Source organism: Cellulomonas sp. P4_H4 (genome assembly GCF_056400865.1).
This window is the reverse complement of sequence record NZ_JBFUKL010000001.1, coordinates 68,193-93,831: the sequence shown is the minus strand read 5'-3', so window position 1 is coordinate 93,831 and position 25,639 is coordinate 68,193. Positions and strand designations below refer to the sequence as shown.

General features: G+C 71.1%; 32 protein-coding genes. 13 read left to right on the top strand and 19 right to left on the bottom strand.

What is annotated here, in order from left to right; all coding sequences use genetic code 11:
• Positions 1-49: 49 nt before the first annotated feature.
• The 3 genes from AC1DPN_RS00530 to kduI form a co-directional block, all read right to left on the bottom strand.
• Positions 50-1,138, bottom strand: coding sequence for a sugar ABC transporter substrate-binding protein (locus AC1DPN_RS00530; RefSeq protein WP_477082771.1), 1,089 nt, complete (start codon positions 1,136-1,138; stop codon positions 50-52).
• 102 nt (positions 1,139-1,240) lie between these two features.
• Positions 1,241-1,996 carry a 2-dehydro-3-deoxy-D-gluconate 5-dehydrogenase KduD gene (kduD, locus tag AC1DPN_RS00525; RefSeq protein ID WP_477082770.1) on the bottom strand — a complete coding sequence of 252 codons (756 nt, stop codon included), beginning with the start codon at positions 1,994-1,996 and terminating at the stop codon, positions 1,241-1,243.
• Positions 1,993-2,811 carry a 5-dehydro-4-deoxy-D-glucuronate isomerase gene (gene kduI / locus AC1DPN_RS00520; RefSeq protein WP_477082769.1) on the bottom strand — a complete coding sequence of 273 codons (819 nt, stop codon included), beginning with the start codon at positions 2,809-2,811 and terminating at the stop codon, positions 1,993-1,995. The genes kduD and kduI overlap by 4 nt, the downstream gene beginning before the upstream one ends.
• 169 nt (positions 2,812-2,980) lie before the next feature.
• Here kduI and AC1DPN_RS00515 point away from each other — a divergent pair, with 169 nt between their 5' ends.
• Positions 2,981-3,769, top strand: coding sequence for an IclR family transcriptional regulator (locus tag AC1DPN_RS00515; RefSeq protein ID WP_477082768.1), 789 nt, complete (start codon positions 2,981-2,983; stop codon positions 3,767-3,769).
• 9 nt (positions 3,770-3,778) lie between these two features.
• Here AC1DPN_RS00515 and AC1DPN_RS00510 read toward each other — a convergent pair whose 3' ends face one another.
• Entirely contained in the window at positions 3,779-5,854 is a 2,076-nt protein-coding gene (locus tag AC1DPN_RS00510; RefSeq protein ID WP_477082767.1) for a tachylectin-related carbohydrate-binding protein, read from the bottom strand.
• A gap of 160 nt (positions 5,855-6,014) precedes the next feature.
• Between AC1DPN_RS00510 and AC1DPN_RS00505 the strand changes: the two genes are divergently transcribed.
• Positions 6,015-6,614: a hypothetical protein gene (locus AC1DPN_RS00505; protein ID WP_477082766.1), complete on the top strand. Its 600-nt coding sequence runs from the start codon at positions 6,015-6,017 to the stop codon at positions 6,612-6,614.
• 3 nt (positions 6,615-6,617) lie between these two features.
• Here the strand turns inward: AC1DPN_RS00505 and AC1DPN_RS00500 are convergent, their stop codons facing one another.
• Genes AC1DPN_RS00500 through AC1DPN_RS00490 form a run of 3 tightly spaced genes read right to left on the bottom strand, consistent with a single transcriptional unit; the run spans position 6,618 to position 8,337 of the window.
• Positions 6,618-6,968, bottom strand: a complete 351-nt coding sequence (locus tag AC1DPN_RS00500) for a hypothetical protein (RefSeq protein WP_477082765.1) — start codon at positions 6,966-6,968, stop codon at positions 6,618-6,620.
• 44 nt (positions 6,969-7,012) lie between these two features.
• On the bottom strand, positions 7,013-8,098 hold the full coding sequence (locus AC1DPN_RS00495) for a winged helix DNA-binding domain-containing protein (protein WP_477082764.1): 1,086 nt from the start codon (positions 8,096-8,098) through the stop codon (positions 7,013-7,015).
• Between the two features lie 5 nt (positions 8,099-8,103).
• Positions 8,104-8,337 (bottom strand): VOC family protein, encoded by a 234-nt coding sequence (locus AC1DPN_RS00490; RefSeq protein WP_477082763.1) that lies wholly within the window; start codon positions 8,335-8,337, stop codon positions 8,104-8,106.
• A 92-nt stretch (positions 8,338-8,429) separates the two neighbouring features.
• Between AC1DPN_RS00490 and AC1DPN_RS00485 the strand changes: the two genes are divergently transcribed.
• Positions 8,430-9,266: a lysostaphin resistance A-like protein gene (locus AC1DPN_RS00485; RefSeq protein WP_477082762.1), complete on the top strand. Its 837-nt coding sequence runs from the start codon at positions 8,430-8,432 to the stop codon at positions 9,264-9,266.
• Between the two features lie 131 nt (positions 9,267-9,397).
• Here the strand turns inward: AC1DPN_RS00485 and AC1DPN_RS00480 are convergent, their stop codons facing one another.
• Positions 9,398-10,591 (bottom strand): glycoside hydrolase family 76 protein, encoded by a 1,194-nt coding sequence (locus AC1DPN_RS00480; RefSeq protein WP_477082761.1) that lies wholly within the window; start codon positions 10,589-10,591, stop codon positions 9,398-9,400.
• A 140-nt stretch (positions 10,592-10,731) separates the two neighbouring features.
• Here AC1DPN_RS00480 and AC1DPN_RS00475 point away from each other — a divergent pair, with 140 nt between their 5' ends.
• The 4 genes from AC1DPN_RS00475 (at position 10,732) to AC1DPN_RS00460 (ending at position 13,249) form a co-directional block, all read left to right on the top strand.
• A complete protein-coding gene (locus AC1DPN_RS00475) occupies positions 10,732-11,817 on the top strand; it encodes a LacI family DNA-binding transcriptional regulator (protein WP_477082760.1) in 1,086 nt (361 codons plus the stop codon).
• 71 nt (positions 11,818-11,888) lie between these two features.
• The gene (locus AC1DPN_RS00470; protein ID WP_477082759.1) at positions 11,889-12,386 is read left to right on the top strand and encodes a DUF2975 domain-containing protein; all 498 of its coding nucleotides are present in this window, start codon (positions 11,889-11,891) and stop codon (positions 12,384-12,386) included.
• Positions 12,386-12,589: a helix-turn-helix domain-containing protein gene (locus AC1DPN_RS00465; protein WP_477082758.1), complete on the top strand. Its 204-nt coding sequence runs from the start codon at positions 12,386-12,388 to the stop codon at positions 12,587-12,589. The genes AC1DPN_RS00470 and AC1DPN_RS00465 overlap by 1 nt, the downstream gene beginning before the upstream one ends.
• An 81-nt stretch (positions 12,590-12,670) precedes the next feature.
• On the top strand, positions 12,671-13,249 hold the full coding sequence (locus AC1DPN_RS00460) for a mycothiol transferase (RefSeq protein WP_477082757.1): 579 nt from the start codon (positions 12,671-12,673) through the stop codon (positions 13,247-13,249).
• A 29-nt stretch (positions 13,250-13,278) separates the two neighbouring features.
• On the opposite strand, the gene AC1DPN_RS00455 is transcribed toward AC1DPN_RS00460, so the two are convergent.
• Entirely contained in the window at positions 13,279-13,710 is a 432-nt protein-coding gene (locus AC1DPN_RS00455; protein ID WP_477082756.1) for a VOC family protein, read from the bottom strand.
• A 103-nt stretch (positions 13,711-13,813) separates the two neighbouring features.
• Between AC1DPN_RS00455 and AC1DPN_RS00450 the strand changes: the two genes are divergently transcribed.
• Positions 13,814-14,224, top strand: coding sequence for a type II toxin-antitoxin system PemK/MazF family toxin (locus AC1DPN_RS00450; RefSeq protein ID WP_477082755.1), 411 nt, complete (start codon positions 13,814-13,816; stop codon positions 14,222-14,224).
• 34 nt (positions 14,225-14,258) lie between these two features.
• A complete protein-coding gene (locus AC1DPN_RS00445) occupies positions 14,259-15,503 on the top strand; it encodes an MFS transporter (RefSeq protein WP_477082754.1) in 1,245 nt (414 codons plus the stop codon).
• 13 nt (positions 15,504-15,516) lie between these two features.
• Here the strand turns inward: AC1DPN_RS00445 and AC1DPN_RS00440 are convergent, their stop codons facing one another.
• The 3 genes from AC1DPN_RS00440 to AC1DPN_RS00430 are packed head-to-tail and all read right to left on the bottom strand — an operon-like array spanning position 15,517 to position 16,837.
• Positions 15,517-15,882: a fluoride efflux transporter FluC gene (locus AC1DPN_RS00440; protein WP_477082753.1), complete on the bottom strand. Its 366-nt coding sequence runs from the start codon at positions 15,880-15,882 to the stop codon at positions 15,517-15,519.
• Entirely contained in the window at positions 15,882-16,325 is a 444-nt protein-coding gene (locus tag AC1DPN_RS00435; RefSeq protein WP_477082752.1) for a fluoride efflux transporter FluC, read from the bottom strand. The genes AC1DPN_RS00440 and AC1DPN_RS00435 overlap by 1 nt, the downstream gene beginning before the upstream one ends.
• A complete protein-coding gene (locus AC1DPN_RS00430; protein ID WP_477082751.1) occupies positions 16,322-16,837 on the bottom strand; it encodes a universal stress protein in 516 nt (171 codons plus the stop codon). Before AC1DPN_RS00430 ends, AC1DPN_RS00435 begins: the two co-directional genes overlap by 4 nt.
• 73 nt (positions 16,838-16,910) lie before the next feature.
• Between AC1DPN_RS00430 and AC1DPN_RS00425 the strand changes: the two genes are divergently transcribed.
• Complete coding sequence (locus tag AC1DPN_RS00425; protein WP_477082750.1) at positions 16,911-17,567, top strand: NADPH-dependent F420 reductase; 657 nt, start codon at positions 16,911-16,913, stop codon at positions 17,565-17,567.
• 34 nt (positions 17,568-17,601) lie between these two features.
• Here AC1DPN_RS00425 and AC1DPN_RS00420 read toward each other — a convergent pair whose 3' ends face one another.
• The 3 genes from AC1DPN_RS00420 to AC1DPN_RS00410 all read right to left on the bottom strand — a co-directional run bounded on the left by AC1DPN_RS00420 (position 17,602) and on the right by AC1DPN_RS00410 (position 20,037).
• Complete coding sequence (locus AC1DPN_RS00420; protein ID WP_477082749.1) at positions 17,602-18,048, bottom strand: DUF6194 family protein; 447 nt, start codon at positions 18,046-18,048, stop codon at positions 17,602-17,604.
• Positions 18,049-18,139: 91 nt separating this feature from the next.
• The gene (locus tag AC1DPN_RS00415; protein ID WP_477082748.1) at positions 18,140-19,621 is read right to left on the bottom strand and encodes an MFS transporter; all 1,482 of its coding nucleotides are present in this window, start codon (positions 19,619-19,621) and stop codon (positions 18,140-18,142) included.
• Entirely contained in the window at positions 19,618-20,037 is a 420-nt protein-coding gene (locus tag AC1DPN_RS00410; protein ID WP_477082747.1) for a MarR family winged helix-turn-helix transcriptional regulator, read from the bottom strand. Before AC1DPN_RS00410 ends, AC1DPN_RS00415 begins: the two co-directional genes overlap by 4 nt.
• 86 nt (positions 20,038-20,123) lie before the next feature.
• Here AC1DPN_RS00410 and AC1DPN_RS00405 point away from each other — a divergent pair, with 86 nt between their 5' ends.
• Positions 20,124-20,870 (top strand): SAM-dependent methyltransferase, encoded by a 747-nt coding sequence (locus AC1DPN_RS00405; RefSeq protein WP_477082746.1) that lies wholly within the window; start codon positions 20,124-20,126, stop codon positions 20,868-20,870.
• 34 nt (positions 20,871-20,904) lie between these two features.
• Positions 20,905-21,717, top strand: a complete 813-nt coding sequence (locus AC1DPN_RS00400; protein WP_477082745.1) for a class I SAM-dependent methyltransferase — start codon at positions 20,905-20,907, stop codon at positions 21,715-21,717.
• On the opposite strand, the gene AC1DPN_RS00395 is transcribed toward AC1DPN_RS00400, so the two are convergent.
• The 4 genes from AC1DPN_RS00395 to AC1DPN_RS00380 are packed head-to-tail and all read right to left on the bottom strand — an operon-like array spanning position 21,708 to position 25,091.
• Positions 21,708-22,562 (bottom strand): alpha/beta fold hydrolase, encoded by an 855-nt coding sequence (locus AC1DPN_RS00395; RefSeq protein ID WP_477082744.1) that lies wholly within the window; start codon positions 22,560-22,562, stop codon positions 21,708-21,710. The genes AC1DPN_RS00400 and AC1DPN_RS00395 overlap by 10 nt on opposite strands.
• Positions 22,563-22,577: 15 nt before the next feature.
• Positions 22,578-23,162 carry a TetR/AcrR family transcriptional regulator gene (locus tag AC1DPN_RS00390; RefSeq protein WP_477082743.1) on the bottom strand — a complete coding sequence of 195 codons (585 nt, stop codon included), beginning with the start codon at positions 23,160-23,162 and terminating at the stop codon, positions 22,578-22,580.
• A 40-nt stretch (positions 23,163-23,202) separates the two neighbouring features.
• Positions 23,203-23,847 carry a response regulator transcription factor gene (locus tag AC1DPN_RS00385; RefSeq protein ID WP_477082742.1) on the bottom strand — a complete coding sequence of 215 codons (645 nt, stop codon included), beginning with the start codon at positions 23,845-23,847 and terminating at the stop codon, positions 23,203-23,205.
• On the bottom strand, positions 23,844-25,091 hold the full coding sequence (locus AC1DPN_RS00380; RefSeq protein WP_477082741.1) for a sensor histidine kinase: 1,248 nt from the start codon (positions 25,089-25,091) through the stop codon (positions 23,844-23,846). Before AC1DPN_RS00380 ends, AC1DPN_RS00385 begins: the two co-directional genes overlap by 4 nt.
• Before the next feature lie 139 nt (positions 25,092-25,230).
• Between AC1DPN_RS00380 and AC1DPN_RS00375 the strand changes: the two genes are divergently transcribed.
• Entirely contained in the window at positions 25,231-25,578 is a 348-nt protein-coding gene (locus AC1DPN_RS00375; RefSeq protein WP_477082740.1) for a VOC family protein, read from the top strand.
• Positions 25,579-25,639 lie beyond the last annotated feature (61 nt).

Genomic DNA, 25,639 nt, shown 5'->3' with positions numbered 1-25,639 from the left:
CGGGGACGGGGGTGAGCCGCGAGCACGTCCTCGGCGGGGGATGTCATGGTCACGACAGCGGACCTGCCACACGGTTGAAGACGTTGTCGCACTCGAAGTCGGCCGGGTCGGTCTTCGGCGTGATGTAGTCGGCGACGTTGTCCTCGGTGATCAGGAACTGCTCGGCGAAGAACGCGCGGTTCTCGGCGGCGATGTCCGCGACCGTCAGCTCACCGGTCGCCACGCAGTAGCCGATCGCCAGGCCGATGCCACCCTGCCACGGCCCGTCGCTCGAGACGGTGGCGGTCATCGTGCCGCCCTCGATCGCGGTCAGGGCGTCCGGGACGGCGTCGATGCCGACCACGGCCACGTCCGTGCGACCCGCCTGCTCGAGCGCCTGGAGGGCGCCGAGGGCCATGTCGTCGTTGGCGGCCCAGATGCCCTTGACCTTGTCACCGTGCTTGGTCAGCAGGGTCTCGGTGACGGCGAGCGCCTCCTGGCGGGAGAAGTTCGCGGTCTGCTGGTCGAGGAGCTCGACGCCGGGATTGTCGGCGAGCGACGCCTCCAGGCCGATGAACCGGTCCTTGGCGGCACCGGTGTCGAGGATGCCCTGCAGGGCGATGATGCCGCCCTCGCCACCGATGGCGTCGGCCAGCGCGTCACCGATGTACTTGCCGGACTCCTGGCCGTCGTACGTGATGTGGCTGATCCAGGTGTCGTAGTCGGTGGGGCTGAGGTCGGCCGGCTTGTTCCACTGAGTCACGAGGAAGGCACCGGCCGCGTCGGCACCCTCGACGATCGGCTTCGTGTCGGCGTCGCCGTTCGGCAGGACGTTGAGCACGAGGCAGTCCGTGTCGCCCGCGAGGACCTGTCGGATCTGCTCCTGCTGCTTGGTGGACTCGCCGTCGTAGGTGAGCCGCTGCTGCTCGAGGCCGACCGACTCGGCGAAGGCGTCGCCGCCGTCGAGCCATGCGGCCTCGTAGGGGTTGGACTCGTTGCGGACCTGGCCGACCAGCTGGACGTCGGCGGGGTCGCAGGCACCGCTGGCAGATGCCGAGGAGTCACCTTCGGCGCTGGACGCCTCGGTGCAGCCCGTGAGGGCGACGGCCGCCAGCGACAAGCTGAGCAGCGCAACGGCGGAGCGTGGCTTGGAGATCATCGTTGATCCTCTTCTGTAGTGCCAGAACTTCGGCGAGGGTAGGTCCGAGCGGGGGCGATCGGCCGCATCTGCGGCATATGGGAAGTCGGGGGAGCAGCCCGGTCAGCGCGCCATCCAACCTCCGTCCACGACCAGCACGTGCCCGTTGACGTAGTCGGCGGCCGGGGAGCTGAGGAACACGGCGGTGCCGGCGATGTCCTGTGCGGTGCCCCAGCGTCCGGCGGGGATCCGCTCGAGGATCGAGCGCGCGCGGTCGGGGTCCTCGCGCAGGGCGTGCGTGTTGTCGGTGGCCATGTAGCCCGGCGCGATCGCGTTGACCTGCACGCCGTGCGGGCCCCACTCGTTGGCGAGGGCCTTGGTGATCCCGGCGACGCCGTGCTTGCTGGCGGTGTACGAGACCACGCGGATGCCCCCCTGGAAGGAGAGCAGGCTGGCGATGCTGACGATCTTGCCGCGGCCACGCTCGACCATGGAGCGGCCGAGGTGCTGGGTCAGGAAGAACAGTCCTGACAGGTTGACGTCGAGAACCGTGTTCCACGAGTCCTCGGTGACGTCGACAGCGTCGTGGCGGTCGATCATGCCGGCGTTGTTCACCAGGATGTCGACCTCGTGCCGAGCGGAGATCTGCGCGCCGCCGACCGCGACCGCGGCGTGATCACCGAGGTCGAGATCGACGACGTCGACGTCGCGGCCGAGGTCGCGGATCGCCTTCTCCGTCTCGGTGTGGCTGCCGGGTCGGCCGACGAGCACCAGGTCGGCACCCGCCTGCGCAAGACCGAGCGCGACACCCTGGCCGAGCCCGCGTCCGGCGCCGGTCACGACGGCGCGCTTGCCCGACAGGTCGAAGAGCGAGGTCACAGCTCCTCCAGCGGGACGGGCGAAAGGTCGGTGTAGGTCGTGTTCTCGCCGGACATGGCCCAGATGAACGCGTAGGAGCTCGTGCCCGCGCCCGCGTGGATCGACCACGGGGGCGAGATGACGGCCTGCCGGTTGCCCAGCACCAGGTGCCGGGTGGCGCCGGGCCGGCCGAGGAAGTGGAAGACCCTGCTGTCCTCGGCGAGGTCGACGTAGAGGTAGACCTCCGTGCGACGGTCGTGCAGGTGCGGCGGCACGGTGTTCCACACGGAGCCGTCGGCGAGGACGGTGACGCCGAACTGCAGGGTCGCGGTCTGGAGCTCGGCGCCCCAGGCGTAGCGGAAGAGTGCCCGCTCGCTGGCGCCCTGAGCGGTGCCGATGGACACGGACGGCACCTCGTCGTGGACCAGCAGGGTCGTGGGGTAGGTCGCGCCCGCGGGCGCGGACACGAAGTAGAAGGCGGCGTCGGCGCCGGCGAACGCGACCTCGCTGCCGCGACCGACGTACAGGCCGTCGAGGTGGCCGAGCTCGAACTTCTCGCCGTCCACGATGACGTGACCCGTCTCGGCCACGTTGACGATGCCGAGCTCACGGCGCTCCAGGTGCGAGCCGGCTCCGAGGACCTCGGTCCACGCCGGCAGCTCGAGACTCTCGTGGCCGGGGACGGCTCCGCCGATGACCAGCCGGTCGTCGTGCGTGTAGACGGCGTGCACCTCACCGGTCTCGAAGAGGTCGTCGACGAGGAAGTTCTGTCGCAGGTCCGCGGCCTGTGCGGTCTCCACGCTCGACGGCGCCGTCGAATACCGGACCTGGATCACATGTGCTCCTCGATTTATGAACTGTGTTCGTCTATGTGAATCGAGAACGTACACGTGAACATCGAAGGAGGTCAAGGGATGGAAGTGCGTCCATATATGTGGACAGCCTGTACAGTCGTCGGAACGCTCCGCGCGTGCGAGATGTGCGGAAGATCAGGAGGCGTCTGCGATGCAGTCCCCGCTCTCGACCGACACGTCCGGTGCCGCTGGCCCCGTGAAGTCCGCCGCTCGCGCCCTCGACATCCTCGACGAGATCGCGGCGGGTGGCCCGGGCACCCAGCTGCAGCTGTCGACCCGACTCGGGATCCCCAAGAGCAGCCTGCACGCGCTCCTGCGGACGATGACCGACCGGCGCTGGCTCGAGACCGACCAGACCGGCAGCGTCTACCAGCTGGGGATCCACTCCCTCGTGGTCAGCTCGGCGTACCTCGCCGGCGACCCGGTGCTGGCCCGCGCCGCCGCAGTGATGGACGAGATCGCGGGCGCTACCGGGGAGACCGTCAACCTGGGCCGTCTCGCCGGCGACCAGGTCATCTACACCGCCAAGCGCGAGTCGGTTCACCCGTTGCGCATGCACTCCCCGGTCGGCCGGCGCCTCCCTGCGTACTCCACGGCTCTCGGACGGGCGATCCTGGCCGAGCGGCCCTCCGACACCCGGGCTGCGCTCGTGCCCGACCGGATCGACCCGATCACCCCGAAGACCGTGACCGACCGGGACGCCGTGCTCGAGATCCTCGACGACGCGGCGCGGCTCGGCTACGCGTCGGAGAGCGACGAGTCCTGCATCGGGGTGCGGTGCTTCGGCGTCGCGCTCCCCTTCGCCCGCCCCGCGGTCGACGGCGTGAGCGTCGCCGTGCCGATCAGCCGCCTGGCCGGCCGCGAGGACCTGATCATCGAGACGCTGCTGAGCGTCAAGGCGCGCCTGGCGTTCGAGTACGACCACAGCATGGTCCGCTGACCGCCCGTCTCAGTGGATCGGGGACGGTTCGCGGGGCAGCAGAGCGAACACCGTGCTGAAGGAGTCCCACCCTGTCCCGACCTCGACCGGCCCCCGCCACTGCACGGCACCGGTGCGGTGGCCGTCGTGGTGGAACCACCGCAGGGTGCCGTCGGGCATGACCGCGTAGATCACGCCCCCGGTCCGGCTGAAGACGTGCTTGACGTCTGCCCAGCCGGACCCGACGTCGACCGGGCCCACCCAGGCGCCGGGCGACTCGAGGCCCCGTCCGTCGAGGTACCCGTCGTGCCGGTACCAGCGCAGCGTGCCGTCGGGCATCACCGCGTAGATCACGCCGCCACCCGTCGAGAAGAGATGGAGCGCCGAGCCCCAGCCGACCCCGACCTCGCGCGGACCTGACCATGCGCCGGGGGTCTCGAGGCCCTCGCCCGTGGCCACGCCGTGGTGGCGGTACCAGATCAGCTTCCCGTCGGCGTCGACCACGTAGATGACGCCGTCACCGCCGGAGAACACCGTCGAGAAGCCGCCCCAGCCACGACCCACCTGGCGCCGCGCCGCCCAGCTGTCCGGCTTGTCGAGGCCCGCGCCCGTGTTGAAGCCCATGTGCTCGTACCACCAGAGCAGACCCTCGGAGTCGATGAGGTAGAGGACGTCACCGCCGCCCGGGAACACGTGCTGGGCGCCGCCCCACCCGACGCCGACGGTCGCGGGGCCCTTCCAGGTGGGGATGCCGCCCCCGTTCTCCGCCCCGTCGTGGCGGTACCAGAGCAGGTCGCCGTCGGGTGCGATGCCGTAGACGAAGGCGGGCAGGACCGTCGGGTCGTTGGGGAAGTGCATCTGCTCCTTGAGGCACTCCTGGTACAGGGTGCTGACCCGGCCGAGCATGTTGACGTTGGCGACGCCGAGTCCTGAGTTCGCCAGGACCACCAGCTCCATGTCCTCAGGCAGGAAGAGCGCCACCGAGTGCTGCGTCCGTGCGCCGTCCGCCCACCACCCGGTCTTCTGGTGGATCGTGCCGGCGCGCGTCTCGATCGGGGCGTCCACCCCGAACGTGCGAGCCAGCATCACCTCGGCCGCTCCCGTCGACATGATCGTGCCGCCGCGACGCAGGGTGCCCATGATGTCGAGGAGCTCGTCGACCGACAGGTGCCACCCCACCCCGCCGCACCAGGAACGCAGGTCACCGGTGGCGAAGCCGGGGACCATCCGCGGGAACGGGTAGCCCAGGGCGTGACCGAACCGGAAGGTCAGCTCTGGGCCGGCGATCCCCGAGGGAGCGAGGACGTTCTGGTCGACGTAGCGCTCGTACGCCGCGAGCGTCGCCGCGTCCCAGACGGCGTCGTTCAGGCCGAACGGCAGCTGGAGCGCCGGCGAGACGTCGCCGTTGACCGTCGCGATCAGGATCCGGCACAGCCCGAAGTTGAGGTTCTGGTAGAGGTAGGTCGGAACGGCGGCGACACCGCCCGCGATGGACGACCGCATCAGCGGGAGGTCGGAGGCGGAGTCCCCCGCCTTGCCGAGGCCCGACATGTGGGTCATGAGCTGCGCGAACGTGATCTGGCCGACGTTCGCGCCCCGGGCCCAGTACTGGGGCAGGAAAGGGGCGATGGGTGCGGTCGACGCGATGCCGTGCTCGTCCAGGACCCGCGTCATCGCGATAGCGGTCACCAGCTTGCTGCAGCTGGCCACGTGCATCCGGATGTCGGTGGTCCACCCGATCGCCGGGACGCCGGCGGTCGCGTCGTTCGGCATCCGGGCGTCCTGCACGGTTCCCGAGAAGACCGTCGCACCTCCCCGCCGCAGCTCGTAGGCACACCCCGCGACGGAGGACGACAGCTCCGCGCGCAGCGCCTTCTCGAACGCCGCGACGTCGAGCAGGTAGGTCGTGGGCAGCGGGATCCGTGGCGGTGCAGTGACGGAGACGCCCGTGAGCCCGAGGTCGGCGGTCGTGGCGTCGATCCGCGGGCTCAGCTCGTGGCGTGCGATCTGGTCGATGTCGAGCTCGACGTCGACCAGGCCGTCGATCCCCTGCTGCATGAGAGTGCGCAGCTTCGCGACCTGGTCCTGCTCCAGCATGCTGCCCATGACCTGCTCCCCCACGCGCGCCACAGGCGGAAGACCGAGTCCGGACACCGGGCGGGCGCGCCGAGCGGGCGGTGGAGGAAGCGACTCGAGGATGGCCCGACCCATACTTCGCCGCCCGGAAGGACGGGGTCCAGTGAAAAGGTGCGTCTACGCTGCGACCGTGACGACGGAGCCACCCCGAGATGCCTCGACGGGACGCGCCCTCGCAGTGCTGGGTCTGCTTGCGCTGCTGGCAGGGTGTGCGCCCCAGCAGGTCGAGATCCAGGCCGACTACCCGGCGTACACGTCGCTCGCCGAGCTCTGCGACGCCGCCACGCTCGTCGTCACCGGAACGCCCGTGGACACCGAGGTGCGTCAGGTCGACCTGCGGGCCGACCCCTCGGGCGACACCCCCGAGGAGAACCCCCAGCTGGGCGTCGAGGGAGCGCAGCCTGACGACCTCGCCGTCGTGACGGTCACGTCGTTCAAGGTCGACGACGTGGTCGCCGGACATGCGATCGAGGCCGGTGAGGTCATCGAGGTCGCCCAGATGGGCGGCGAGCTCGACGGCGTCAGCTACGAGGCGACGCGGCTCGCGCTCGACGAGGGCACCGCCTACCTGCTGTTCCTGGAGGAGTTCGACGGCGCCCCGGCGGCGCTCCTGAACCCCACCCAGGCCGGGTACGTCGTCACGGGCTCGGGGACACTCGAGACGCCGACCGACGGTTCGCTCGCCGACGAGATGAACGGCCGCTCGGTCGGGACCGATCTCTGCGGCTGAGGCTCAACCTCGAGGGCGACGCCAGGCGAGCATGACGAACAGGTCGCGCTCGCCCGCGGGGCCTTCGAGCACCGCCCGCGCCAGTGCCGGCTCGCCCGCCTGCTCGCAGGACCAGAGCTCGAAGTCGACCACCTGCGACCAGCCCGCCGGCAGGAACCCGAGCACCGCGCCACCGTCGAGGACCTTGACGACGCCGTGCTCGGAACGCGCCAGCGACACGGCGAACCCGCGCTCGGAGCGACCGGCCCTGCTCGGAGCGGCCGCGTCGAGGAACCCCCGGACCCGCACGGGCACGTGACCGCCGCCCGCCGGCACGAGCCGGCCCGGCAACCGGGTCTCGGACGAGAGGTCCATGCGCGGGAACCTACGCCCCCGGCCGCCGCGCGGCCAGACCTCGCTCAGCCCACGAGCACGCGGTCGCTCGCGCCGTCGAACAGGAACGACGCGGTCGCCGACCCCTCCTCCGCGACCGCGGCGCGCTCGGCGTCGCTCAGCTCCCGCAGCGGGTGGACCGAGACCGTGTCGTCCGTCTGGGTCCAGGTGGCCGAGACCCGGCCGTCGACCAGGACGACGCGTGCGCCCGCGACCGACAGTCCGCGGTGGGCGTCGTCGACGATGCGGGTGCGGTCGTCGTAGCCGAGCAGCGCGTTGTCGAACGCGGGAAGAAAGCGCACCGGCGCGGGGGTGCCGGCGTCCGGACGTGGGGCGTCGGGCAGGTCCCACAGGACTCGACCACGCTCGTCCTTGAAGGAGACCAGCTCGTCGCGCAGCGCCTTGACGGCAGCGGGCAGTCCGGAGATCCCGGACCAGGAGCGGATGTCCGCGGTCGCGACCGGGCCGTACGCCGCGAGGTAACGACGGACGATCGCCTGGCCGACGAGGTCGTCGTCCGGCGACAGCGGGTCGACGTCCCGGCCGAGCCACGACGAGAGCAGGACCACCTGCACCCCGGCCTTGGTGCGCCACAGACCTCGGGGCGGTGTCTGGGCGACCGGCACGAGGCACGCGATCGCCAGCTCGGCGTGGGCACGGGGCCGGGGTGCCGGCCAGCGGGCGACGAGCACCTGCCCGAGCTCGGCCATCGTGCAGGGCTCGCCGTCGGCCAGGAACTCGCGGGCGACGTCGGCGAACTCGGCGAGGTCGACCCCGTCGAGCTCCGCGCGGAAGATGCCGAGCATCCGCCCGCGCAGCATCGCGTCGTGCCGGGCGCGCCAGGCGATCATGTCCTCGGACGCCACCAGGTGGACCGTGCAGCGCATGAGGTGCGTCCGCACGACCTGCCGCCCGACGACGAGCGCGTCCAGAGACGCCGGGTCGAACGCGCGCAGCCTCGACCAGAGCCCGACGAACGGCTCCTGCGGCTCCTGCGCCTGCAGGCCGCCGAGGTGCTCGACCGCGCCGAGAACCGGCAGGTCGGCGCGGTCCAGCAGGAGCTGCCGGGCGAGGGTCGCCCGGTTCAGCGCCTCGGCGGTCAGGACGGTCATCGGGTTCAGGATGTCGGGAAGTCGACCTGCACGTCGAGCACCCACACCACGCCGAACTTGTCGCGGAGCATTCCGTACAGCGGCGCCCAGCCGGCGGGTGCGAGCGGCTGGACGATCGTCGCGCCGTCGCTCAGGCCCTCCCAGTAGCCCGTGATCTCGTCGGCCGACGTGCCGCGGACCGAGACGAAGTAGGCGTTCGCGCCGGGCTCCCAGGGCAGTGACGAGATCGTTGTGGCCATCACACGCCGCACGCGCTTGCGCCGAACGCCCTCGTCAGCGACGGTTTCCCAGGACGATCGCCCGCACGCCGACCCCCTGTCAGGAGCCCCGCGTGACCGAGAACCCTTCAGGCTGGACGACCTTCTGGGAGAAGGGCGACTGGTGGCGGGCCGTGCTCGTCGCGGTCGTCTACCTCGCGCTCTACCTGGCCGCCGGGCAGGCGGTGGGGGCGCTGTTCGGGGACCGGGTGGACACCGACGACCTCTTCGCCTCCGCGCAGAGCGTATTCTTCGGCCTCTTCCTCCCCTTGCTGCTCGGGTCGATCGTCGCGACCGCGTTCGTCGCGTCTCTCGGCTGGTTCCCGGCGCTGTTCGCCCGTCAGCCGATCCGAGGGCGGTGGTGGATGTGGATCGCGCCGGTGCTCGTCCTGATGGCGGTCGTCCTGCGGCTGCTGGGGATCGACTACGCGTCCTACGCCGGCGGCGTCGTCCTCGTGACCTTCGCGGCCGGGCTGCTCGTCGGGTTCGTCGAGGAGATCCTGACGCGCGGTATCGCCGTGAAGATGCTGCGGGACGCAGGGCGCTCCGAGTGGGTCGTCATGGTGGTCTCCTCGGCGATCTTCGCGGGGATGCACTCGATCAACCTCCTCAGCGGCCAGGAACTCGTCACCGTCCTGGCGACCGTCGGCTTCACGTTCGGGTTCGGCATCTGCATGTACCTGACCTTGCGCGCCACCGGGAACCTGATCTGGCCGATGCTCATCCACGGCCTCTACGACCCGACGCTCTTCCTGGCCACGGGCGCCATCGACGAGGTCACCAACGGCACCGAGAGCGTGTTCCTGACCCTCGCCGGACCCGCCAACATCCTGTTCATCCTGCTCGCGATCGTCGCGCTGATCTTCGTGCGTGGACGCGTCGGCCAGGACCGCGCGGACGTGGCGGTCTGACGGTCGGCTGCGAGGACAGGTGAAGCATCCGCCGACTCGTGCTGCCGGGTCGGAGGCAGCGCACAGCCTGCCCGCGTGCCGACGGCGACGCCCGGCACGAGGTGTGCCGGGCGTCGCGTTCGGTCGTCCGATCAGTACAGCGTCGAGGCCAGACCGCGCGGCCACGCGAGCGTCGCGTAGAGCTGGACCGCTGCCGCCTGGTCGAGGAGCGTCGTGGACTCGGCGCCGACCGGGAACAGGTTGGTCGCAGGGTCCCGGACGTCCGCCCAGAGCCCGTCGGCGTACGCCTGCTGCGCGTCGCGGTAGGTGTGGCCGCCGGTCACCGACTCGAGCAGCTGCAGGTTCTTGAAGTAGATCGAGTTGAAGAAGATCGGCTGACCTTCCAGGCGCCCACCCTCCGAGTAGAACGCGAGGGACGCCGACGCGATCGCCTTCGCCTTGTCCAGGTAGGCCTGGTCACCCGTCGCCTCGTAGAGCAGCGTGTACGTGCCGATCGGCGTGCCCTGGTTGTACGACCACTGCGTCTTGTCGATCGAGCCGTCGAGCTTGATGTTGTCCCAGTACAGGCCGTTCGGGGCCAGCAGTGTCGCGTCCGCCCAGGCGACGCTGCGCTTGGCCCAGTCGAGGTAGGACTTCTCGCCCGTGATCAGGTACAGGCGCGTGGCCAGCTCCGCGCCCGGGAACGTCGAGACCGTGTTGCGGTCCTGGCTCCAGGGCGCCTGGGTCCAGTAGACGCCGCCGGGCGACGGGTGCGTCGGGTCCGTGTCCCAGCCGGACTCGACGAGCGTGAAGATCTCCTTGGCACGCGACAGCGCGGCGCTGTCGCCCGTCTGCAGGTACTCCTGGACCTTCGCTAGCGCGACCCACTCGTTGTCGTCGTAGAACATGTCGCCGCCCTGGCCGTACGGCGCGCGCACGTAGGAGTCGTACCCCGGCAGCCCGGTCGCGCCACCCGTCGCGTTCCAGTAGCGCTCCTGGCCGACCTTGCGGTCGGCGAGGTCGTCGCGGAACCCGCGGCCGGCGCGGCCCGGCAGGCCGGTGAGGTCGAGGGTCGCGATGTGCGCCTGCGAGAACGGCCACTCGAAGGAGTACGTGCGGTCGTCGGCCGTCGGGACCGTGCGCTCGAGGTAGAGGCTCGAACCGTCCGACGTGTAGAGGTGCTCCTGCATCGCCTCGTAGGCGGCGATCGCCCGGTCAGCGTTGCGTGATTGCCCGTGCCCGTCGACGTGGCTCTCGCCCGCCATCGCGGGGACGGCCCCCAGCGTGACGACGAGCGCCGTGCCCGTGACGAGCGCGGTCGTCTGGATCAGTCGTGTCAGCTTCATTGCTCCCACTCCGTCTAGAAGAACTATCTGAACATGTCCTGCGTCGTTCAATATATCCAGATCAACGAAGAGCGCCAGGTGTGCTAGATATACCCAGAGGCGGACCGAGCCCGGGCCCCAGAGCACCTGGACGGCGGATCGTGAACGGAGCGCTCTACACGCAGGTCTTCGAGGGACTGCGCACCCGGATCGAGTCCGGCGACCTGCCGGTGGGCGACCGGTTGCCGACGCAGGGCGAGCTGGCCGACGAGTTCCACGTCTCGGTCATCACCGTGAAGCACGCGCTCGCGCTGCTCCAGGACGCCGGCTACATCGAGCGACGGCCCCGCATCGGGTCCGTGGTCGTGAGCTCACTGCCGACGACGGCCGCACGCCGGTCGCTGCCGTCGATCGGCTGCATCCTGACCAACTTCGACGACAGCTTCGGCACCCGGGTGCTGCACGGGCTGCTCGACGCGAGCGTCGGCACCGCGAACATCGTCCTGTCCCGGACCGAGGGGTACCACGAGCGCGAGGAGCAGCTCATCGCGCAGTACGAGGACCTCGACGGCCTGATCCTGCTGCCGAGCTCGTCGGACTGGATCCCGCCGGCGATCCTCGAGCTCGTGCACCAGAAGCACCCGCTCGTGATCCTCGACCGCGACCTGGTCGGCCTGCCCATCTCCACGGTCTGCTCGGACAACGTCCTTGCGGGCCGACAGGCCACCGAGCACCTGTTCTCGCTCGGGCACCGCAACATCGGGCTCGTCACGTCGGCCGGGCACGTCTCGTCGCTCGACGACCGGCACACCGGGTTCGTGTACGCGCACGCCGCGAACGGCCAGGCGTTCGACCCGCGCCACGAGTTCCGCGACGTGCGCTCGACCGTCCCCCACTCCACGGCCTCCATGGACGACGACGTCGCCGAGCTCAAGGCGTTCGTCAAGGCCAACCCGGAGCTGACCGGGTTCGTCGGCGGCGAGTACTCGGTGAGCCTGCTGTTGCGACGGGCGTGCCTCGAGCTCGGGATGCGCGTGCCGCAGGACGTCTCGATCGTCTCGCTCGACTCACCGGACAACGTCTACGACGACGCGCTCCAGGTGTTCACGCACGTCGCCCAGGACGAACGCGGCCTCGGGCGGGCGGCCCTGTCCGGCGTGCTCGAACAGCTCACCGCACCCGGCACGATCGTGAAGTCCGTCCTGCCGACGACGCTCGTCCCGGGAGAGACGACCGCGCCGATCTAGCCGGCGGCTCTTGCCCCGGCTCGCGATTAACGATACTTTTCGATCGTTAATCGATAGATATGGGGTCCATCGTGAGCCGCCTGACCGTCCTCGCGCTCCGCGCGCTGATCGTGATGATGCTGGCCGGGCTGCTCGTCGTCCAGGTCATGATCCTTCCGCTGCTCGGCATCGACATCGCCGAGGAGGCCCCGGAGCTGGTCTTCCTGCGGTGGACCGTCGTCGTCGTGGGGATCCTCGGTGTGCTCTGCGTGGAGGTCGCCCTCGTCTGCATCTGGCGTCTGCTCACGATGGTGCGACGGGAGACCGTGTTCAGCCTCGCGGCCTTTCGCTGGGTCGACGTCATCATCGGCTGCGCGCTCGCCGCGACCCTGCTGGCCGTCGTGCTCTCGTTCGCGCTCGCTCCCGGCGAGGCCGTGCCACCGGGCATGGTCCTGCTCGTCGTGATCGGCGGCGTCGGCACCGCGACCATCGCGCTCCTCGTGCTCGTGCTCCGCCTGCTGCTGACCAAGGCCGTCGCGCTCGACAGCACCGCGACCACCCTGCGCGCCGAGCTCGACGAGGTCATCTGATGGCGATCGTGGTCGACATCGACGTCATGCTCGCCCGCCGCAAGATGTCCGTCGGTGACCTGGCCGAGCGCGTCGGCATCACGCCCGCGAACCTTGCGGTGCTCAAGAACGGTCGGGCCAAGGCGGTCCGGTTCACCACGCTGGAGGCGCTCTGCGAGGTGCTCGACTGCCAGCCCGGTGACCTGCTGCGGCGGGAGGGCTGACCTCAGCCTGCCGGTGTCGGTGGTCCGGCGTAGCGTCGCCGAGCGTCCGACTCATCCGTGTGGCACATGGCTGGAGGCAACGTGACCGACAACGACTACTGGTGGGAACCACCGTTCGCGGGCACCGAGGTGGACCACCTGCTGGGCTCCCTGAACCGGCTGCGCACCACGTTCCGCTGGAAGGCCGACGGCCTGGACGGCGCCGGGCTGAAGGCTCGAATCCCCTCGTCCGACCTGTCGCTCGGCGGGCTGCTCAAGCACCTCGCCACCGTCGAGGACGACATCACGACGTCCCGGCTGGTCGGCGGGCTGCCCGGCGGACCGTGGGTCGAGCTCGGCTGGCGCGGCGGCAACGACTGGACCTTCGAGACCGCCGTGGACGACGACCCCGACACGCTGTACGCCTTCTGGGACGACGCGGTGGAGCGCTCGCGGGCTCGCGTGGACGCGGCCCTCGCCGAGGGTGGACCCGACCAGCTCGTCGAGCAGTCCGACGGCAACGACCACCACGCGAGCCTGCGCCGCCTCCTGTTCGACCTGCTCGAGGAGTACGGACGCCACACGGGCCACGCGGACCTGCTGCGCGAGGCCGTGGACGGGCGCGTCGGCGAGGACCCACCCGCAGGGTGGCGCCCGGTGTCCGGTCGATGGATCGGGTAGCCGGGATCGGGTAGCGGCACCTCGGGCCGTCAGGAGTCGCCGAAGCGCCCGCGTGCCTCGTGCGGGATCAGGGGCACCTCGCCGCGGACCTTGAGCTGCTGGACGGCCCACGAGTTGCCGTCCGGGTCGGTGAAGCCGAAGAACGTGCCGCCGTCACGCTCGTCGAACACGGTGATCTCGGAGGCCTCGACGCCTCTCGAGAGCAGCTCCTCGCGTGCCGCCTCGGCGTCGGCGACCACGAGCTGGAGCCCGTGCAGCGAGCCGGGGGCCATCTGGTTCTGCGACGGCAGGTTGCCGATGACGATCGAGCAGCCCGACCCGCGGGGGGTCAGCTGAGCGACGTGCATGAACTCGTTCTCGGTGTCGTGGTCGAGGTGGAACCCGACCTTGTCGCGGTAGAAGGCGATCGACGCGGCCAGGTCGCTGACCGGCACGATCACGACCTCCAGGGTCCAGTCCACGGACGCTCCTCAGCTCGGCCTGCAGGGTCCCGCCCACTATGGCAGCGACCGTCACCGCGCGCCGGTCGCAGACCGGTGACCGGCGGCTTCATATCCTCCGGTGGTGCCCGACATCCTCGACCTCGTCCAGAGCCATCCGTGGATCCCCGTCGTCGTCGTCGGAGCACTGCTCTTCGCGCGCCTGGGCCGCCGTCGCCCCCGACCCCGCCCCCGGCTCGGCGAGGTCTGGTTCGCCCAGGTTCCTTTCGAGGACGGTTCCGGGAGCAAGGACCGGCCCGTGCTGGTCCTCGCGATCAAGGGCCGCTCGTGCGAGGTCGCGCGTTTCACGTCGCAGTCCAAGGACGCACGTCGAGACCACGTCCGGGTCCCCGAAGGCGTGCCGGGGCTGCCCAAGGCCAGCTGGTTGAACCTCCGGCCGCTCGTCCTGCACCGGTCCAGCTTCCGCCGCAGGCTCGGCGACCCCGGAGCCGCGTTCGTGGTCTGGTACCGGACCGCGGAAGAAGATCTCGTGTGACCGGGGGTTGTAGGCGGGTTACCGTCTGGTCCTTGTGAGCCGGATCGTCGACGTGGTGGTGCCGCCGCGGCTGGGCAACCGGTTCCGGTGGGTGCTCGCCTCGTCGTGGACCTCGAACCTCGGCGACGGGATCCTCATCGCCGCGGGACCGCTGCTCGTCGCGTCCCGGACCGACGACGCGTTCCTCGTGGCACTGGCGGCTCTGCTCCAGTGGCTGCCGCCGCTGCTGTTCGGGCTGTGGGCCGGTGCGATGACCGACCGGCTCGACCGACGCCGCCTGGTCATCACGGTCGACAGCGTCCGCACGGTGATCGTGGGCGTCCTCGCGGCGGCGGTGGCGACCGACCACGCCACGATCTGGCTGATCCTCGTCGCGATGTTCCTGATGGGCACGGCCGAGACGTTCGCCGACAACGCGTCGAGCACGATGGTGCCGATGCTCGTCCACCGCGACGACCTGGCGCTGGCCAACTCACGCATCACGGGCGGGTTCGTCACCGTCAACCAGCTGGTCGGGCCGCCGCTCGGCGCGCTGCTGTTCGCCCTCGGTCAGGCGCTCCCGTTCGCGGCGGACGCGATGCTCGTCGCCGGCGGCGCGCTGCTCATCTCCCGGATCTCGCTGCCGCCGCACCTCGAGGAGCGCCGCGAGACCCACGTCCGGCACGACATCGCCGAGGGTGTCCGTTGGGTCCGGCACCACGCGGCCGTGCGGACGCTCGTGCTGACCATCCTCATCTTCAACGTCACGTTCGGCGCCGCCTGGTCGGTGCTCGTCCTGTACGCGCGCGAGCAGCTCGGGCTCGGCGCGGTCGGCTTCGGGCTCATCACGACGGTGGGCGCGCTCGGTGGCCTGGCCGGCACGTTCTCCTACGGCTGGATCACGCGGCGGGTCTCGTTGGCCAACCTCATGCGGATCGGCCTGATCATCGAGACCTTCACGCACCTGTGCCTCGCGCTGACCACCACACCGTGGGTCGCGCTCGTCATCTTCTTCGTCTTCGGGGCGCACGCGTTCGTGTGGGGGACCACGTCCGTCACCATCCGGCAGCGCGCCGTGCCGACGGCCCTGCAGGGACGGGTCGGCAGCGTGAACCTCGTCGGGGTGTTCGGCGGGCTCGTGGTCGGCGCCGGGATCGGCGGGGTGCTCGCGCAGCGGTACGGGATCACGGCACCGTTCTGGTTCGCGTTCGTCGGGTCGGCGATCTTCGTCGTGCTCATCTGGCACCAGCTGCGGCACGTCGCACACACGGACGAGCAGGACGCTCCCGACCCGGAATAGCGGGCGCCCACAGTCACCAGAGCGACATCGCGGCGACGCCGAGGGCGGCGGCTCCGAGGCACAGCAGGACCGACCCGACCGCGTTGACGGTCGCACGGCGAACGTCGCCGGCCTGGATCAGCCGGACCGTCTCGGCCATCGCGGTCGAGAACGTCGTGTACCCGCCGCAGAAGCCTGTCGCGGCGACGGTCGTCGCAGTCGAACCGAGGCCCTGGTACAGGTGGGCACCGTTCACGAGGCCGATGAGCAACGACCCGGAGACGTTGATCAGCAGCGTGGCCAGTGGGAACACACGGACCCACCGGGCCCGGACCGTCCCGTCGACGACGAACCGGGTGGCCGCCCCGACGCCGCCGAGCACCGCGATCAGCAGGATCATCAGGCGGCATCCGGGTCGCTCGGGAGATGCCGCCAGCGGTGGTGCCGCGCCGCGAGCGCAATGCCTGCGACGCAGGCCAGGATCCCGAGCAGGAGGCTCGCGACGGCGTAGACGACAGCCATGGTCACCTGGCCGGCGGCGAGCAAGCGTTCGAGCTCGTAGGCCAGCGCACTGAACGTCGTGAACCCGCCGAGCACACCCGTGCCGAGCCCGAGCCGCAGCACCCGTCCGCGCGGCGTCTCGTCGCCACGCCTGAGCAGGGCCTCGAGGAGCGCGCCGAGCAGGAACGAGCCGACGACGTTCTCGACCAGCGTCGACGTCGGGAACCCGTTCGCTGCCGGACCGAGCGCGTTCGTCAGCGCCCAGCGGGCCGTGGTGCCGACCATCCCACCGAGGGCCACGACCGCGATCAGACGCGGGTCGTGGTGGGGCGGACTGGTCACGGGCTCTCCTTCGGGGTCTGCGGGACGATCGTGACGGGAACCGGCTGCGTGTGCGCGAGGCGTCCAGCCGTCGACCCTCCGACGAGATGGTTCATCCAGCCACCGAGGCCAGCGCGCCTGCTCCCCACGGCGATCATCCACGCGTCGTGCTCGCGAGCCGCGCCGGCGAGCGCGTGTGTCGCCTCGCCGACGGTGTAGACGAACCGCCACGGGCCGTCGTACCCAGTCAGGTGCGACTCCACCTCGGCGGCCAGCTCCGCGTCGACCTCGCCCGCGGGGTCGACGTGGTCCGGGTCGAGCGGCGTCGTCACCAGCGTGCCGTCCTGCTCGGTCGCGACGAAGCTCCGTGAGGCGTCCGACCAGACGCACACCAGGTCCGCGCGCAGTGCGTCGGCCAGCTCCGCGGCCCCCTGGACCACCCGAGCGGTCTGCCCCGGCATCACGCCCACGACCACCGCGCGCGCTCCCTCGACGTGCGCGCCGTGCCAGGGGTGCGGTGCCGAACGGGACATGGGTGGTGCCTCCGAGACTCACGCTACCGCCCGCACAAGGAACAGCCTGGGCGTCCGCGCGGTTGGCCAGACCATGACCACCATCGGATTCATCGGCGCGGGCCAGATCGGCGGGACCCTCGCGCACCTGGCCATCCAGCACGGCTACGACGTCATCGTGAGCAACTCCCGCGGACCGGCGACCCTCACGGACCTCGTCGCGGAGCTCGGCGATCGTGCGCGTGCAGGCACCCCGGCTGAGGCGGCCGAGCAGGGCGACCTGGTCGTCGTGACGGTCCCCGTCAAGGCGGTCACGACGCTGCCCGTGGCAGAGCTGGCCGGCAAGCTCGTGATCGACACCAACAACTACTACCCGCAGCGCGACGGCCAGATCGCCGTCCTCGACGACGAGTCCGTGACCGTCTCCGGGTACCTGCAGCAGCACCTGCCGACCTCCGCCGTGGTCAAGGCGTTCAACAACATCGCCTCCGCCGACCTGGGCACGCTCGGCGTCCCTGCCGGCACGCCAGGCCGCATCGCGCTGTCCGTCGCCGGTGACGACCCGGAGGCCCGCGAGGCGGTGATCTCGCTCGTCGACGAGCTCGGCTTCGACGCCGTCGACGTCGGGCCGCTGTCCGAGAGCTGGCGCTTCCAGAAGGACAACGCCGCCTACGGCCTCAAGGCGGACCTCGCCGGCATGGCGAAGGCCATCGCGGAGGCCCGGCGCCCGGCAGGGGTCGCAGGACGATGATCCCGACCCGACGCCCTCGGTGAGGACCGGGTTCTCAGAGGGCGGTTCGACGGTCCCAGCGGGTGCGCGCGTCCGCGTGCGCGCGCTCGACCAGGTCGAGGACCGCGGCGCTCGTCCGCTCGCCAGGGTTGATCACGGCGACCCAGCCGAGGTCGCCGTAGACGGGATGGCGGTGCACGACGTCCGCCTCGGCGGGATCACGCTGCTCCTCCGCGTCGTGCGACGGGACGGCGCCGCGCCCGACGTGGACGTTGACCCGCCAGCGACCCTCGTCGTCCAGCTCGCAGGTCTCGTCGTCCGGGTAGTTCTTGGTCACGATCGTGCTGAACGGCTGGGTGTTCGCCGGGACCTGGCCGTCGGGTGCGTAGTAGAAGAAGTAGTCCCCCCAGGCGATCTCGGGGAACTCGCTGCCCGCGTCGGGGGCGAGGACCAGGATGCCGTCGAGGGACCGCACGTGGTCGAGGAGCTCGTCGATGTCCATGCGCCATTCTCGACCACCCGGACGATGACCCGCCCCTGGTCCGGACGGGTGACCTGGCCACCGGGGCGGCACTCACCCTCCCGCCGTTCGCCTAGGGGGCGTCGAACACCTCGGCGCGCTCCGCCGCGCCCACGGGCACGGTGTCGCGGGGCTCGAGCACCTGGAGCTCGTGCAGGACGTCATGCGGAGCGATCCGACGAGCGCGCCGGACGGACAGCACCGCGTGCGTGGCCAGGCCCAGGAACACCAGGCCGCACGCGACGGCCGCGATGAGGAACGTGAGCTCAATACCACCGGGCGTGGGCCGGGCGTCCGGTGCGAGGTGGGTGGCGATGACCGCGCCGGCCGCTGCGGCGCCGATCGAGCCACCGATGGTCCGCAGCACCTGGTTGAACGACACCGCCGAGCCGAGCTCCTGGGCCGCGACCCCGCGGGCGATCAGGCCGGGCATCGCGGCGAAGGTGGTGCCGATGCCGATCCCGACCAGGAACATGCCCGCGAGCAGCTCGGGCAGCGCGTCGTGCCGGACGACGAGCAGCAGGTTGGCCAGGGTCACGAACAGCGCACCGAGCGGCAGCATGACCGTGAAGCTGAGCCGGTGCGCGAACGCGCGGGCCAGCCGGCTCGCCAGCTGGCTGCCGATCGACAGGGGCAGCATGACGAAGCCGGCCCAGAACAGGGACATGCCGACGCCGTAGCCCGTGCTCGTCGGCGCCTGCGCGACGAGGCTGATCACCGAGATGCCGATGTACATCGACGCGCCCATCGACAGCCCGGTCGCGTTGGCCAGCAGGACGTCGGGCTTGCGCATGAGGTCGAGGCGGATGAGCGGGTGGTCGGTGCTCAGCTCACGCCAGGCCCACGCGCCGAGCACGACGACGGCACCGACCAGCAGCCCGATCGTCGTCGCCGATCCCCAGCCGAACCGCGGCCCCTCGCTGATGCCGAGCAGGAGCATGGCCAGCCCGCTGCCGAGCAGTGCGGCGCCGAGGGTGTCGAAGCGGCGGCGCAGACCCTGGTCGTCGGGTCCCCGCGGCACGGCGACGAGGACGACGACGAACGCCGAGACGACGAACGCGGCGGCGAACCAGAACGCCCACCGGAAGTCGAACGTCGAGGCGACGATCCCGGTCAGCGGGTACCCGATGCCGATGCCGGTGGCCACCGTGACCGACAGCGCGGCGATGCCGGGTCCCACCTTGTCCGGCGGGGCGTAGCGGCGGGCGAGCGCGATGGCCATGGGCGTGATCGCGTACGACAGACCCTGTAGCGCCCGCCCGACGAGCAGGACGGAGAACGTCTGCGCGGTCGCGGCGAGGACCGAGCCGACGAAGATGACCGCGAGCGTGACGAGCAGGGTCCGCTTCTTGTGCGGCCCGTCGGACAACCGCCCGAGGACCGGCGTCGCCACCGCCCCGACCAGCAGGTTCACCGTGAGGGTCCACTGCGCGGTGCCGACCGAGACCCCGAACTCGGCGGCCAGCGTCGGGACCAGCAGGAGGCCGAGCGAGCTGATGATCGAAGCGGCGAGGGCCGCGTAGACGAGGGCCGGGACCAGGCGCCTGCCCGTCATGCGGTGGCCAGCCGACGCAGCACGTCGATCGCCCCGGCGAGGGCCGTGCGGTCCTCGTCGTCGAGCGAGGCGACCGCGGACGCGAGCCACGTGTTGGTCGCGTGCCGGTCGGCGTCGCGCGCTGCCAGGCCGGCCTCGGTGATCTCGATGATCATGCGGCGGCCGTCGTCGGGGTCCGGGCTGCGTGAGATGCGACCGGCGCGCTCGAGGTCCGCGACGATCACGGCCATCGACTGCGGCGTGATGAACTCCGACGCCGCGAGCGCCGACGACGTCGCCGGGCCGTCGTTGGCGAGCCGGTTGAGCGCACGACTCTGCCCGATGGACAGCGACTTCTGGCTCATCAGGCGCCGGTAGATGGGTCCCAGGGCGTCGCGCAGGTCGAACGCGAGCTCGGCGGTGTCGGTGTTCGTCACAGGAGCAAATGTACATTGAAACTGATCAGTCAGTCTGACGGTCTATTCGTTCGTGCTCCGAGAGACGGAGTCGTACCGTCCGCTTCATGGACATCCCTCGGCAGCACACGATCCGTGAGGCGCACCACCGGATCATCGACCCGTTCACCGACGAGAAGCTGGCCACCCTCGGGAGGGCGCTGCGCCTCACCCCCGGCACCACGGTCCTCGACCTCGCATGCGGCACAGGCGAGCTGCTCTCCACCTGGGCGCGCGACCACGGGACCGTCGGCGTCGGTGTCGACAAGAGCTCGGTGTTCGTCGGCCGGGCCGTCGAACGTGCCGCCGAGCTCGGGGTCGAGGTCACCTTCGTCAACGACGACGCGTCCGGCTACGTCGCCGAGCAGCCCGTCGACGTCGCGGCCTGCGTCGGCGCGAGCTGGATCGGCGGTGGCGTCGTCGGAACCCTCGGCCTGCTGGAGAAGTCGCTCAAGCGGGGTGGCCTCGCGCTGCTGGGCGAGCCGTTCTGGCGCGAGGATCCGCCGGACGAGGAGTCCGTGGCGGGCAGCGGCGCTCCCTCGCGCGACCTGTTCCGCTCTCTGCCGGGCCTCGTAGCCACCTTCGGCGGGGCCCGCTGGGACCTCGTGGAGATGGTGCTGGCCGACGAGGACAGCTGGGACCGGTACGTCGCGGCGCAGTGGCTGAGCACGCGGCAATGGCTCGACGCCAACCCGGCCGACGAGCTCGCCGACGAGATGCGCGCGGAGCTGGACAGCGCGCCCCTCATCTACGTCACCTACCAGCGGCGCTACCTCGGCTGGGGCGTGTTCGCGTTGATGAAGCGACCGTCGTGAGCGGGGCCTGACCATGGGTGCCACCGACGAAGCCATGGACGCTGTCCAGCGGTACTACGCCGCGACGACCCCGCACGAGCGTGATCGGCTGCTCTCGCCCGAGGGGTGCCTCGAGCGCGTGCTGACCACTCGCCTCCTGGAGCCGCACCTGGGCGAGCCGGGCGTCGCCCTCGACCTCGGCGGCGGAACGGGGCCGTACTCGGTCTGGCTCTCCGAGCTCGGCTGGGACGTCACGCTGGCCGACCTCTCGCCCGACCTGCTGGCCGTCGCACGCGAGAAGCTGCCGCCCGGGACGGTCCGCGAGGTTGTCGAGGTCGACGCGCGGGACCTGTCGCGGTGGCCGGCCGACGCGTTCGACGCGGTCCTCGCGCTCGGCCCGTTCTACCACCTGACCAGCGACGACGACCGGGCGCGGGCTGCTCGCGAGCTCGCACGCGTGACCCGCCCGGGTGGGCTCGTCGCGGTCGCGCTCATGCCGCGCAACATCCTCGTGCGCCGGGTCCTGTCGCTCGACGACGAACGCGCACAGCTGGCGGACCCCGCGTTCCTGCACCGGCTGCTCGACGACGGCGTGCTCGACAACGCTGTCCCCGCACGGTTCACGCACGCGTACGGCGTGCAACCCGCACTCGTACGGCCGTTCTTCGAGGCGCACGGGTTCTCGACCGTCACGCTCGCCTCGACGCACGGGTTCCTCACCGGTGTCGAGGATGGGCTCGAGGCGCTGCGCCTGGTACACCCGGACGCCTACCTCGACCTGCTGGACCGGCTCGTCGCGACCGCCGACGACCCCGCCGTCCTCGGCACGGCCGGACACCTGCTCTACGTCGGGCGCCGTCAGAGGTAGGCGACCACCGTGGCGATCGTGGCCGGGTCGCGCAGGATGCGGCGGTGGCCGAGGCCCTCGGACATCACCAGCTCCGCCTCCGGCCAGACGTCCGCGATCCGCTCGCTGTCCGTTGCGTCGGTCTCCTTGTCCGTGCGGTCGGCGAGCACGAGCACCGGTGGCAGGTCGGCGCGGCCCGCTGCGCGACCGAGCACGTCGAGCTCGGCGAGCGGCCGCTCGGCCAGGGTCTCCATGCGCTGCAGCAGTCGCTGGCGGGTGCTCTCGCGGAAGCCCAGGGCCGAGGCGAACGCACGCGTGTACTCGACCGGCACGGCTGGGGACGCGACGAGGACCAGCCGGTCGGTCGCGGTCCCGTCCTGCACCGCCAGCGCCGTCGCGGCAGCGCCCAGCGAGTGGCCGACGATCGCGTGGGCGGGACCGTTCGCCTCGATCACCGTGTCGATCGCCTGCATGAGCTCGAGCAGGCTGCTCCTGCGGCGACCCAGCCCACCCGGGCCGGAGTCCCCGTGGCTCGGGGCGTCGTACGTGATCACCTGGAAGCCGGCCTCGACGAGCGGCTCGACGAAGGCGGCGAGCTGCGCGCGGTGACCGCCCCAACCGTGCACGAGGTAGACGCGCGGCCCGGTGCCCCAGGTCTCGCCGACGATCCCCTCGGGCAGCCGCCACGTCGTCGAGCCCGGCACCGACGCGCCGGGCCTGGCGTGGGTCGGCGTGCACCACATCCGCAGGGCGAGCCGCGCGACGAGCCGAGGTGCGACCCGGTCGAGCGTGCGGACGCTCACGCGGAGCGCGCGGGGAACCGTCGGGCGAACGATCGTGCTTTTCTGCAGAGTCGCCTGGGTCATGAGTAGTGCTTCCTTCTAGGAGACGATCGACTGCAGCAGGCGTTCGAACGCGAACCGCGCCCGCTCGTCCGCCGCCGGGTCGTGCAGGAGCCGGCACGCGTGGAAGTGCGCCAGCATCAGGCCGTGCAGGTCGTAGGCGAACTGTTCGGGGGCAACGTCGTCGCGCAGCTGCCCGTCCTTGGCGCCCGACCGGTACATCTGCGCGAGCGAGTCGGCGAGGTCGAGATGGTCGCGGACCAGCTGGTCGCGGATCGGTCCGGGCTGGTCGTCGAACTCGGTGGACGCGGAGACGAACAGGCAGCCGGCCGCACCGTCGTCGGACAGTCGGATCCAGTGGTCGAAGGCTGCCTGGATGCGCGGCACGCCCCGCGGGGCCGCGAGCGCCGGCCTCAGGACGGTCTCGACGAAGCGTTCGCGCGCCTGCCCGAGCACCGCGAGCTGCAACGCCTCCAGGGACCGGAAGTGCGCGTACAGACCGCTCTTGGACAGGCCCGTCGCCGTGGCGAGCGACCCGATGGTCAGGCCGGCGATGCCCAGGCGCCCGGCGATCTCGACCGCCTGGTCGAGCACCGCCTGCCGAGTCTCGTCACCCTTGCCCACGGACCATGAATAGCACGATCGTACTGTTTAGGCCAGCGCCTCAGGCCACGAGCCCAGACTCGTAGGCGGCGATCACCAGCTGCACGCGGTCACGGCAGCCGAGCTTGCGCAGCGCCTCCGACACGTGTGACTTCACGGTCGGCTCGGCGATCCACAGCTCGGCAGCGATCTCGCCGTTCGACAGCCCCCGCGCCACGGCGAGCAGCACCTCGCGCTCGCGCGGCGTCAGGTCGAGGATCCCGCTCACCGGCGTCCGGGCAGGCGTCCGGGTGGCGAAGTCCTCGACCAGCCGACGCGTGACCGTCGGCCCCAGGAGCATCGACCCGTCGGCGACCAGGCGCACCGCCTCGACCAGGCGGTCCGCCGTGACGTCCTTGAGCAGGAACCCGCTGGCCCCCGCGCGCAGGGCGTCGTAGACGTACTCGTCGAGGTCGAAGGTGGTGAGGATCAGGACGCGCGTGCCGGGATGGTCGGCCGTGATCCGCTCCGTCGCCGCGATGCCGTCGAGCACCGGCATCCGGATGTCGACCACGGCCACGTCGGGCTTCGTCGTCGCGACGAGGTCGAGCAGCGCGGCCCCGTCGCCCACCGATCCCACGACGTCGAGGTCGGACGCGGCACCGATGATCGCGGCGAAGCCCTGCAGCACGACTGGCTGGTCGTCGGCGACCACGACGGTCGTCATGCGCTCACCTGAGTGCTGCTCGAACCTGCAGTCGGCAGCGAGACCGCGAGCACGAACTGACCGTCGACCACGTCGGCGTCGAGCGAACCGCCGAGAGACTCGACGCGTTCGCGCATGCCGATCAGGCCACGACCCGGCTCGTCGACGGACTGGGCGGCGTTGGACAGCGAGAACCCGACCCGGTCGCCGCTCTGCGTCCGCAGCAGGCGAGTGGTCCCGCCCTGCGCGTGCCGTCGCGCGTTGGTCAGCCCCTCCTGGACCGCCCGGTACAGGACGTACCCGATGGCCGGGCTGATGTCCGTCCAGGTCCCGACGACCACCACCGGCTGGCCAGCGGCGACCGCAGAGTCGACCAGCCCGTCGACGTCGCACGCTGTCGGCTGCGGCGCCCGGTCCGACCCGTCGGTCCGCTGCAGGACGACGAGCACCTGGCGCAGCTCGGTCAGGGCCTCGCGGGCGTCCGCCGCGATCGCCGCCAGCACGCCGCGCGCCTCGTCGTTCAGGCTCGGGTGCACGTACGGCGCCGACTCCGCCCGGACAGCGACGAGCGAGACGTGGTGCGCGACGACGTCGTGCAGGTCCCGAGCCAGCCTCGCCCGCTCTCCGGCCAGCGACTCGACTTCGAACGCGTGCTGCTCGGCAGCCTCGACCTCGATCCCGCGTGCCCACGTCCGCCGCGCCTGCCCGAACAGCCAGCCGCACGTCACGACGATCGTGGTGACGACGACGTAGGCCGTCAGGACGGCGGAGCGGCTGCCCGGCGAGCCGGCCGTCACCGGCCCGATCGGGAGGAACGCCACGACGTCCGTCTGGCAGTACCAGACGGCGACCAGGATCGTCGCGACGAACGGGACGACCGCCCGCCGGACCCCGTCGAGCGACGTGAGGAACGTGACCGCGAGCAGCCCCAGCCACCAGCCCCAGACGAACACGCCCGTGGAGATCGTTGTCACGAAGGGCAGCAGGCACAGCAGCGTCCCGAGCCACGGCCAGCGACGCCCGACCAGGATCCCGGCGACGACCGCGGCGGCCGAGAGCGTGCCCGTGTTCACCCCGAGCCCCGGGCTCATGTCGACGAAGCCCAGGCCGACGACCCAGACCACGATGCCCGCGCTCCTCGCGGTCAGGAGCAGGAACACGCCGACCACGATCGCCACGAACACCGATGGCCCCCAGCTGCGCCGGCCCGCCCCCTGCGCGAGCCGAAGCACCATGGGAGCCCCGGTGTTCACTGCTGTGGTCATGCAGCCATCGTTGCGGAACGGCGGCCCCCCCGGACACCGTCCCGAGACGGATCTCCCGCGGCCGTCACACTCCTGCCGGCTGATCCGTCAGGTGGAGGAGAGCGGGCACCTGCCCCTGATACACGGAAGAGGGATCAACATGACGCACGGACTGAAGATCGTCGTGGTGCCGGTCGCGGACCTCGACACGGGCAAGGCCTTCTACAGCGCACTGCTGGGTGTCGAGCCGAGCGTGGATGCCGCCTCCTACTACGTGGGCTACGACGTCGCCGGGCAGCACCTGGGCCTCAACCCCCACGGTCACGCGCAGGGCATGACCGCACCCGTCTACTACTGGGCCGTCGACGACCTGGGCGCCGCGCGTGACGCGCTCGTCGCGGCGGGCGGCAAGGTGCTGCAGGACGCCACCGAGGTCGGCGGCGGGCGGACCATCGCGACCGTCGCCGACGCAGACGGCAACGTGGTGGGTCTCTCGCAGGACGCCTGAGGGTTCGGCCCGCCCGACGCCCCCTCCGATCGACGGAGCGTCGGGCGTGGCGCATGATGGT